The 9,440-nt window shown below is 71.0% G+C and carries 10 protein-coding genes and 1 pseudogene; 4 read left to right on the forward strand and 7 right to left on the reverse strand.

The window, feature by feature from the left end; genetic code table 11:
• Positions 1-308, reverse strand: a pseudogene (locus tag VB737_RS12305) (hypothetical protein); the annotation flags it as partial.
• Between the two features lie 70 nt (positions 309-378).
• On the opposite strand from VB737_RS12305, the gene VB737_RS12310 reads away from it, so the two are divergent.
• The 4 genes from VB737_RS12310 to VB737_RS12325 all read left to right on the forward strand — a co-directional run bounded on the left by VB737_RS12310 (position 379) and on the right by VB737_RS12325 (position 3,293).
• Positions 379-1,179, forward strand: coding sequence for a TerC family protein (locus tag VB737_RS12310; protein WP_500313341.1), 801 nt, complete (start codon positions 379-381; stop codon positions 1,177-1,179).
• A 13-nt stretch (positions 1,180-1,192) separates the two neighbouring features.
• Positions 1,193-1,540, forward strand: coding sequence for a DUF6464 family protein (locus VB737_RS12315; protein WP_500313343.1), 348 nt, complete (start codon positions 1,193-1,195; stop codon positions 1,538-1,540).
• A gap of 223 nt (positions 1,541-1,763) precedes the next feature.
• Complete coding sequence (locus VB737_RS12320) at positions 1,764-3,029, forward strand: DEAD/DEAH box helicase (RefSeq protein WP_500313355.1); 1,266 nt, start codon at positions 1,764-1,766, stop codon at positions 3,027-3,029.
• A 66-nt stretch (positions 3,030-3,095) separates the two neighbouring features.
• The gene (locus VB737_RS12325) at positions 3,096-3,293 is read left to right on the forward strand and encodes a hypothetical protein (RefSeq protein ID WP_500313344.1); all 198 of its coding nucleotides are present in this window, start codon (positions 3,096-3,098) and stop codon (positions 3,291-3,293) included.
• Between the two features lie 27 nt (positions 3,294-3,320).
• Here VB737_RS12325 and VB737_RS12330 read toward each other — a convergent pair whose 3' ends face one another.
• From VB737_RS12330 to VB737_RS12355, 6 genes are all read right to left on the reverse strand, one after another.
• Entirely contained in the window at positions 3,321-3,518 is a 198-nt protein-coding gene (locus VB737_RS12330) for a hypothetical protein (RefSeq protein WP_500313346.1), read from the reverse strand.
• Between the two features lie 108 nt (positions 3,519-3,626).
• The gene (gene fmt / locus VB737_RS12335) at positions 3,627-4,685 is read right to left on the reverse strand and encodes a methionyl-tRNA formyltransferase (protein WP_500313348.1); all 1,059 of its coding nucleotides are present in this window, start codon (positions 4,683-4,685) and stop codon (positions 3,627-3,629) included.
• A complete protein-coding gene (locus tag VB737_RS12340; RefSeq protein WP_500313350.1) occupies positions 4,682-6,076 on the reverse strand; it encodes a TldD/PmbA family protein in 1,395 nt (464 codons plus the stop codon). Before VB737_RS12340 ends, fmt begins: the two co-directional genes overlap by 4 nt.
• Before the next feature lie 2 nt (positions 6,077-6,078).
• Positions 6,079-7,491 (reverse strand): TldD/PmbA family protein, encoded by a 1,413-nt coding sequence (locus VB737_RS12345; protein ID WP_500313356.1) that lies wholly within the window; start codon positions 7,489-7,491, stop codon positions 6,079-6,081.
• Between the two features lie 88 nt (positions 7,492-7,579).
• Positions 7,580-8,671, reverse strand: coding sequence for a magnesium-protoporphyrin IX monomethyl ester (oxidative) cyclase (gene acsF / locus VB737_RS12350; protein WP_500313352.1), 1,092 nt, complete (start codon positions 8,669-8,671; stop codon positions 7,580-7,582).
• A gap of 103 nt (positions 8,672-8,774) precedes the next feature.
• Positions 8,775-9,218, reverse strand: a complete 444-nt coding sequence (locus VB737_RS12355; RefSeq protein WP_500313354.1) for a DUF2996 domain-containing protein — start codon at positions 9,216-9,218, stop codon at positions 8,775-8,777.
• Positions 9,219-9,440 lie beyond the last annotated feature (222 nt).

A 9,440-nucleotide genomic window follows, 5' to 3' on the forward strand; every position in this document is an offset into this window, starting at 1 on the left:
GGGGGAACAGGCTCCGGCGGCGCGGAAAGCGGCAGTTCAGAGGCGGCCGCCGATCGCTTCGCCGGGCGAGGGGTCACGACGGCGGGGTCCTGCACCGGCGCTGAAGGAACCCGCTCCGGCGCTGCGGCGGCGGCTGGCCCGGGGCTCTGGAGATGGGCCAGGAGCCTGGCCCTGGCGCGGTCTTCGGCCGCTTCGGCATCCCCCGCCTCCCCCAGGGCACTGCCCAGGAACCGCTCACCGTCGCGGGCCGAGACCAGCACGACGCAGCGGCCGCCATCGCAGTGGAGCAGTCGGACCTGGACGTGCATGGGGCGGGAGGGACCGACGCTCTTTCTAGAGTGTTTCTTTGCAGCCTCCACGGCCGAGCGAACCCCAGGAATGGAAGTGGAATCGGTGGAGAGCCTCACGCCCCTGCTGCAGCCCCTGCTGCAGGAGGCGGACCAGTGGGGTGAGGTGCTGTTGCTGCTGGTCCTGCTGGTGGGGCTGGAGGCGGTGCTCTCCGCCGACAACGCCATCGCCCTGGCCGCCATCTCCCGGCGGCTCCACGATCCGGCGCGGCAGCGCATGGCCCTCAACCTCGGCCTGGTGCTGGCCCTGGTCTTCCGGCTGGCCCTGATCGCTCTGGCCAGCCAGGTGCTCGCCTTCTGGCCCCTGCAGCTGCTGGCCTCCGCCTATCTGCTCTGGCTCTGCGGCCGCCACCTGCTGGGCAAGGACGACGGGGACGACGCCGGCGACAGCCAGGACCCGACAGCGGCCGACCATGGCGCCCACGGTTCCCACCACGACCCGGGCCATCCGCACCACGGCGCCACCCTGGGCTCGATCGTGGCCACCCTGGCCCTCACCGACCTGGCCTTCTCCCTCGACAGCGTCTCCGCGGCGGTGGCGGTGACCGACCGGGTGCCGCTGGTGATGGCCGGCGGGGTGATCGGCATCCTCGCCCTGCGGCTCACGGCAGAGCTGTTCCTGCGCTGGCTGGAGGTGTTCCCCCATCTGGAAACAGCGGGCTACCTGGCCGTGGGGCTGGTGGGTCTGAAGCTGCTGCTGCGCCTGGTGCTGCCGGCGGTGGAGGTACCCGAATGGGCCCTGCTGCTCGTGGTGGCGGCCCTGTTCGCCTGGGGTTTCTCCCTGCGCACGGAACGGTCGACCCTGCCCGAGCAGGGCAGTGGCGACGCCTGACGCCCGCGGAGCGATGCGGATCGAACTGCGCCAGATCGACTCGGACCGGCTGATCACAACGGTCGAGATCGACGACCTGGGTGACGTGCCCCACCCCGGCCGTTGGCTGACCGTCGGCGAGGGCAGCTTCCTGGTGCTGCAGCGCCGCCACCGCTACCGACTGCGGCAGGGCCGCTACGAGCTGGCCACGGTGGCCCTGCAGGTGAAACCCCAGCGACGGCCGGCGGATGCCCTCTGGTGGGAGGGGCGCTGGGTGATCGGGGACCCCCACTGCCGCTTCAATGCTCGCAGCCCCCTGCTGCGCTGCGCCGTGCTGCCGGAGGGACCCTGCGAGCGCTGCAGCCACCGCACGCCGCGCTGAGGCGATGGCGCCGCCGGCCGGTCCTAGGCTGGTCGCCACTCCGTGTTCGCGCCCGATCACCGCCCCTACCTCCAGGCCCCAGGCCCAGGCCAGCCGGAGCCGACGCAGCGGCAATGGCTCCTCCCCCGCGCCGATCGCTGCCCCTGTGGCCGCACCGGTCACTGCTTCCCAGGCCGCTGATTCCCTCACCCCCAGCCACACCGCCACGGGTCTGAACCCGCCGGTGGCCGGACTGGCGACGGACTTCGCCGTGCTGGGTCTCTCGGAGCCGATCCTCAAGGCCGTGGCTGCCAAGGGCTACAGCAGCCCCTCGCCGATCCAGCTGCAGTGCATCCCCGCCGTGCTCGCGGGCCATGACGTGATGGCGGCCGCCCAGACGGGCACCGGCAAGACAGCGGGCTTCACCCTGCCGATGCTGGAACGGCTGCGCCACGGTCCCCACGCCCGGGCCGGCGTGGTGCGGGCCCTGGTGCTGACGCCCACCCGCGAGCTGGCGGCCCAGGTGGCGGACAGCGTCACCGCCTACGGCCGCTACCTGGATCTGCGCTCCGACGTCGTCTTCGGCGGGGTGAGCGCCAACCCCCAGATGCAGCGCCTGCGCCGCGGTGCCGACGTGCTGGTGGCCACCCCCGGGCGGCTGATGGACCTGCACCAGCAGAACGCCCTGCGGCTGGACCGGGTCGAGATCCTGGTGCTCGATGAGGCCGACCGGATGCTCGACATGGGCTTCATCCGCGACATCCGCCGGATCCTTTCGCTGCTGCCGGCGAAGCGCCAGAACCTGCTGTTCTCGGCCACCTTCTCCACCGAGATCCGGCGGCTGGCCACCGGCCTGCTGCACAATCCCGTGCAACTCCAGGCCACGCCCGAGAACCAGGCCGCGCCCCTGGTGGAGCAGGTGATCCATCCCTGCGACATGGACCGCAAGGGAGACCTGCTCAGCCATCTGATCCGCACCAACGACTGGCGACAGGTGCTGGTCTTCTCCCGCACCAAGCACGGCGCCAACCGCCTGGCGGAACGGCTCGAGAAGGAGGGGCTGGGAGCCGCGGCGATCCATGGCAACAAGAGCCAGGGGGCCCGCACCCGGGCGCTGGCCGAGTTCAAGAGCGGCGAGGTGCGGGTGCTGGTGGCCACCGACATCGCCGCCCGCGGCATCGACATCCACCAGCTGCCCCATGTGGTCAACCTCGACCTGCCCAACGTGGCCGAGGACTACGTGCACCGCATCGGCCGCACCGGCCGGGCGGGCCAGAACGGCCATGCCATCTCCCTGGTGGCGGCCGAGGAGCACGAGCTGCTGAGGGCGATCGAGCGCCTGGTCGGTTCCCCCCTGCCCCGCCAGGAGGTGTCGGGCTTCGAGCCCACCGTGCTCTCCGCGCCGCCGCTGGATCTCAGCGGCGGCCGGGGACGCCGCAGCCACCAGGGCCCCCGCCACGGGCAGGGCCAGGGCCACGACCGAGGCCGGCGCCGCAGCGGTTCCCGCTGAACCGCCATGGTTGTGACAGCCTCCGTCGCCTCCCTAGGGTGGACTGAGGATCTGCCCCACTCCGACATGCCCTACGAACCCGGATCCACCCAGTGCCGCGTGCTTATCGACTGCAAGGCCCAGATCGAAGGCATGCTTCTCGCCCTGGAGCGCATCGAGAACAGCCGCCACATCCGTGACCAGCTGGTCGCCGTGCATAACCAGCTGGAGGGGCTGCACGAACTGCACCGGCGCCAGCCCGAGGAACTCGCCTCCGGCGGCTGAGCCGAAGCGGGCGCCCGCGCGGCAGGTTCAGCCAGCCCCGGCAGGGTCCTCCGCCCAGGCCCGATGCTCCCATCCCTGGCAGGCCGCATAGGCACCCGCCAGGGTGGGGGTCATCACCCGCTGGCCGGGGATGCGCTCATGGCTCGCCACGTAGCAGCCCGACGTGTCCCGGAAGATCCGGCAGCCGGACCCGGTGCTGTTGACGAAGGAAAGTTCGCTGGCCATGACATCCCCACCCGTTCACTGGCTTCGGTCTACTGCCTCTGTCGGCAGTCCAACACTGAGACGGCAGTAAGGGAACAAAACGTCAACAGCGCTTGCCGAAAGAGCGGATCAGGGGGTATCTGCACCGATTGGGTCGCCGGCCACCAGCCCCAGCTGCTGGATCAGGGCCTGTCCTTCGCTCGGACGCCGTCCCGGCAGCTGGGCCTGACGCAGCAGCACCGGACAGCCACCGGTGGCCACCACCAGCCCCTCCCCCTCCACCACCGCCAGCACGGTGCCTGGGCCAGCCGCTGACGAGCCACCCGCCGCTGTCCCGGCCTGGCTGGAGCCGCCCCAGCGCTCGGCCAGGGCGGCAGCCGCCGGAGTGAGCTGGTCGGCCAGGCGGGTGACCAGGGGTTCGGTGGCCAGCAGCTTCAGCCGCTCGGCCCCCCAGGGGCAGGAGGCATTGGGGTGCAGTCCCATCACCCGGCGATGGATGGCCAGGGCGGTACCGCTCCAGTCCACCAGGGTGTCCTCCTTGGTGAGCTGGCGGGCATGGCTGACCCCAGCGGCCGCCTGGGGACGCACCCCGAGGCGGGCGAGTCGCTCCGGCTCGGGTCCGGGACCGGCCGCCTCGATCAGGGGCAGGGCCTCCACCAGCAACTCCCCGGTGAGACGCGCCAGCCGTTCCGACAGCTGACCGGCGTTCTGCAGCAGGGGAATCGAGAGACGCCGCTCCAGCAGCACCGGGCCGGTGTCGAGCCCCTCCTCCATGGCCATGATGCCGACGCCGGTCTCGCCGTCCCCCTCCAGCAGGGCCCACTGGATCGGCGCAGCGCCCCGCCAGCGGGGCAGCAGGGAGCCGTGGCCGTTCCAGCAGCCCAGGGGCGGCTGGGAGAGCACCGCCGGCGGCAGGATCTGCCCGAACGCCACCACCACCGAGACGTCGGCTTCCAGGGCGGCCAGCTCCTGCTGACAGGCCAGGTCGCGGCGGATCCGCTCGGGGGTGAACACCGGCAGACCCAGCTCCAGGGCCCGCTGCTTCACAGGCGAAGCAACCAGGGCCTTGCCCCGGCCCCGGCGCCGGTCGGGCTGGCTCACCACACCGACAATCGTGTGGCCGGCCAGCCGCAGGGCCTCGAGACTGACCACGGCGTAGGCCGGGGTGCCCCAGAACAGAATCCTCAAGCGTCGCCGGTGATCGAGAGACCCTCCACCCACACGTGGGGGCAGAGCCCGTCGGGGGTCACCTTGGCCGGACCCTCGAAACCGACAATCGCCTTGAGCAGGGTGCGGATGTCACCGGCCACGGTGGCGGCCTCGATGGAGCGCGGCGTTCCCCCCTCCACCAGCCAGCCGTCGAAGGGGAGGGAGAAGGAGCCCTGGCTGGCCTTGACACCCGCATGCAGGGCCGAGAGGGAATCGATCACCACCAGGCCATCTCCATCAGCGGCAGCGGAGGCGAAGCGGTCCAGGCCCTGGGCGCCCCCGTCGCTGCCGGGGGTGGGGCCGATCTCGAACCAGTCGGGGCCCACCGACACCTTGGCCCCCAGACCCGCATGGCCCGTGGGGGCGACCCCGAAGGCCCGGGCCGTGGCCTCCGAATGGAGGAAGTGGCGCAGCATTCCGCCCTCCACCAGGGACAGGCGGCGGGTGGGGGTGCCTTCCCCGTCGAAGGCGGCCGCACCCACGTTGGCCGGATGCAGGCCGTTGTCGTGCAGGGAGAAGAAGGGGACGGCCAGCTGCTCGCCCAGGGACTCGCGCCGGCTGAGGCTGACGCCATCGAGCACGGCGCGGGCATTGAACAGGCTGCTGAAGGCGCCGATCAGGTCGAGGAAGGCCTCGGGACTGAAGACGCAGGTGTAGCGGCCGGTACGGATCGGGGCGTAATCGAGGTGGGCGATGGTGCGATCCGCCGCCTCCTGCACGCAGCCGGCCACGTCGAGGTCGGCGGCGCCGTAGGCCAGGCGCACGGCGCCGCTGCTGCGGGGCTTGCGGCCCGCCTCCTCGGCCCGGGCATAGAGGTAGAGGGAGGCGGTGGTGAGGCGCTGCTGGCGGCAGGCGCCGGCACTATTGATGTAGAGCCGGTCGCTGCTGCGCTGGGCCAGGCCGTTGTAGGGGACCGTGCCGATGGCGGGATGGCGTCCGAGCAGATCGCTCTCCGCCTCCTTGAGGGTGTCCAGCAGGCTGAGGATGCTCACCGGCGGGCGGAGCGGCTGCTCCAGCACCGGCAGCGGCGCGGTGGCCAGGGGGGAGAAATCGGGCACCTCATCGACGTTGCCGTAGGCGCTGGCATCGCGGGCCCCGGCCAGGGCCCGGGCCAGGCCGGCATCGGAGAGGTCGGAGGTGCTGGTGATGCCCACCAGACCGTCATCGTTCCAGACCCTGAGGGTGATGGCGCTGCGCTGGGCTCCCTTCATCTGCTTGGCTTCGCCCCGGTCGACCTGCACCGAGGTGTCGGTGCTGCAGGAGGCGCCCAGATCCCAGCGCCGGACCCCTTCGCGCTGGGCCAGCTGGTCGAGGCGCTGGCGCAGCACCTCGGCATCGAGGCTGGTGGCCGCTGATTCGGTGGTGGCCATGCTCAGCGTCCCCCGACGGTGATGGTGTCGACCTTGATGTGGGGCTGGCCCACGGTGACGAAGATGCTGCCGCTGACCGAACCGCAGAAGCCGGCGGCCAGCTCGAGATCATTGGCGCACATCGAGATCCGGGGCATCACCTCCTTGGCATCGCCGATCAGGGTGGCCCCCTTCACCGGCCTGGTGAGGGCGCCGTTCTCGATCAGGTAGCCCTCCTCGACGGCGAAGTTGAACTGGCCGGTGGGGCCGACGCTGCCGCCGCCCATCGACTTGCAGTACAGCCCCTTGTCGACGGAGGCGATCAGATCCTCCGGGCTGTGGGGGCCGGCGGCGATGTAGGTGTTGCGCATGCGGCTGGCGGCGGCGAAGGCGTGGCTCTGGCGCCGGCCGCTGCCGGTGCGGGGATGGCCGGTGCGGCGCTCCCCGGCCCGGTCGCTGAGGAAGCGCTGCAGGATGCCGTTCTCGATCAGCACGGTGCGCTGGGGCTCCATGCCCTCGTCGTCCATCGCCAGGGAACCGAAGGCGCCGGCGGTGAGGCCCTCATCGATGGCGGTGAGGGAGGGATGGGCGATGGCCTGGCCCACCATGTCGGCGAAGGGGGTGGTGGCCCGCTCCACCTGGGTGGTCTCCAGCAGGTGGCCGCAGGCCTCATGGAAGATCACACCACCGAAACGATTGGCCAGCACGACGGGGAACTGGCCGGCCTCGACGTAATCGGCGTAGAGCATGGTGCCGGCGCTGCTGCAGACGTCCACGGCGGCGGCCTCCACATCCCAGCGGCGCAGGTCGTCGGGGCTGTCGGAGGTGCCGTAGCGGCGGCCCAGGCTGGCCCGGTGGTCGCCGTCGGCCGCCAGCACGTTCAGGCCCACCGACTGATGCAGCCGCACGTCCCGGGCGTAGGTGCCGTCGCTGGCGGCCACCAGCACCTCCTGCCAGTCGCGGGCGTAGCTGCCCCGGCGCACCTGCAGGTGCTGGCCATGGGCCGCGAGACGGCCCGTGCCCTCCAGCAGACGGCCGGTGGCCTCCGCCAGGGACGGGCAGGCCTGCAGCCAACCCTCCTTGGTGGCGGCGAAATCGCGCAGCTCGGGCAGGCCATCGAAGCCCCCGCCGCCCTGGGAGGGGAGCAGCAGCCCCAGCATGCCCAGGGCCTGCTCGAGCGCCGCCCGCAGGCCTGCGGCGCTCAGGTCATTGGTGGAAACGAAGCCGTCCCGATCCCCCAGGAACACCCGCAGACCCGCCCCGGCGCCGAAGGCCGGGCTGACACTGGTGATGGCATCCTGCTCGGCGAGCAGGCCGAGGTGGTCGGAGCGCTCCAGGAACACCTCCACCAGGTCGGCCCCGGCCGAGCGTCCCGCGGCCAGGAGCGGCTCGAGGACGGAACGCCAGGCCGGATCGCCGAGGGCTGCCGGGGACAGGGTGAGGGCACTGGCGACCGGGGCGCCGGTGGGAGGGGAGACGACCAAGCGGCGAAGAAAGGAACTGGGCCGATTCTGGCGGGTCGGCTCAGCGCACGGCGGGCTGGAAGCGTTCGCTGCGGATCGGAGCCATCAGGAACAGCCGGGCCATCTGGACACCGTTGCCGAACCAGTGGGGCAGTTTGCGCAGGGCCCGAACCGGCGCCGGGGCGCCGGAACGGTCGGCCCGATCAAGGGCGGCGTTGTTCTGGACCAGTTTCTCCAGCCGCTCGTAGAACTCGGGATGCTCGACATTGAGCACCACAGGGAACACCCGGGCGGAGGTTTCGTTGGTCTTGGCGATCACGTACTTGTCATAGGTGCGGGCATCGAGCCCGAGGGCCTCGTAGAACTCCTTGCGGGCCACGTCGCGCACGTACATGGTGGCGAACACCGCCAGCAGGAAGAAACGGCACCAGAGGCGAGCCGTGAAGCCGCGCACGGTGTCGGGCTGGGCCTTCATCAGGGCATCGAAGAAGTCGCCATGGCGGTTCTCGTCCTGGCACCAGTTCTCGAAGAAGTTGAAGATCGGGAAGATCTTGCTTTCCGGGTGCTTTTCCAGGTGGCGGTAGATGGCGATGTAGCGCCAGTAGCCGATCTTCTCTGAGAGGTAGGTGGCGTAGAAGATGAACTTGGGCTGGAAGTGCGTGTAGGCCTTGGTGGCCGTCAGGAAGCCCAGGTCAAGCTGGAGGCCGAAGTCGGCCATGGCCTTGTTCAGGAACCCGGCATGGCGGGCCTCATCGCGGGCCATGTGGGCGAAGCATTCAGCCAGCAGCGGATTGCGCTCCTTGATGCGGCGGCTGAGCTCCTTGTAGAGCAGGAAGCCCGAAAACTCCGAGGTGCAGCTCTGCTCGAGGAACTCAACGAACACCCGGCGGGTTTCCGGATCGAGCTTGTCGGCGGCGCCTTCGAACTGGCCGTCGCGAACGAAGTGGTGGCGGTTGTAGTCCTTGCGGAACTCCTCGCAGATCGCCTCCAGTTCCACTTCGTTGGGCCGCAGATCCATCGCCGCCATGGCGTCGAAATCCGTGGTGTAGAAGCGTGGGGTGAGGATCGTGTCCTTCACCGGGTCCTTGATGGCCGGGGCATCCGGGGTGCCCACCCGGGGGGCGGTGGGGGCTTGGGTGGCGGGAGGCACCATCGCGCGGGCGTTCAGAGAGCTCGGGTGCCATCGTAGGCATCGATCCCCGCGATCGGTCCGGATGTGAAGCCGCGGATGTGAAGCCGGCGAAGGGGGCGGCGCCTCAGTTGGGGCCCAGCCACTTCTGGCCGTTGAGGCGCTGCACCACCCGCGACACCAGCAGCGAGAGGGTCATCTTCTTCTCGTCGATCAGGAACGACTCCAGCAGGCTGGGGCTGCCGGCCCCTTCGGCGAGGGCGATGGTCTTGGCGGCGCTGATGTCGGGCCGGGTGAAGCAGAGCCAGAAGCGGCGCTCGCCCGGCAGCCGCCCCCGGACCATCCAGCAATCCGCCCCGACCACGGGCATGGCGCCCTGCTCGAACACCAGCTCGGGGGCCGGCCCGCCGTAGGCCTCGATCTCCTTGACCAGGGCCGGCAGCAGCAGCTCAGGCACGAAGACCTCGAACGGCTTGTCCTCAGGCGCGGGCGGCTTCGCCTTCGGGGCGGCGGTCTTCGCCTCCGGCGAGGTGGCGACAGGGTCGGGGGTGTTGCTGGGGGTCTCGGTCACCGGTGCGGTCCCTGGGCGCGGAGGTTGTGGAACTTTAGGCAGCGTCCCGGAAGCCGAGGTGGTCGCGGTGACCGCACTCACCATTCCTCGCCATCGTCACGGCCCCAGTCGTCGGCGGCGCTGACCGGGGCCGGGGTCGTCGGGCGCGACGCCACCGCCGGCTCGGGACGGAACGGCCGCGGGCCTGAGGCCTCGGGACGGTGCAGCACCCGGTAGGGCACC

This window comes from Synechococcus sp. BA-120 BA3 (assembly GCF_034931285.1).
In the GTDB taxonomy this organism is placed as follows: Bacteria; Cyanobacteriota; Cyanobacteriia; order PCC-6307; family Cyanobiaceae; genus Cyanobium.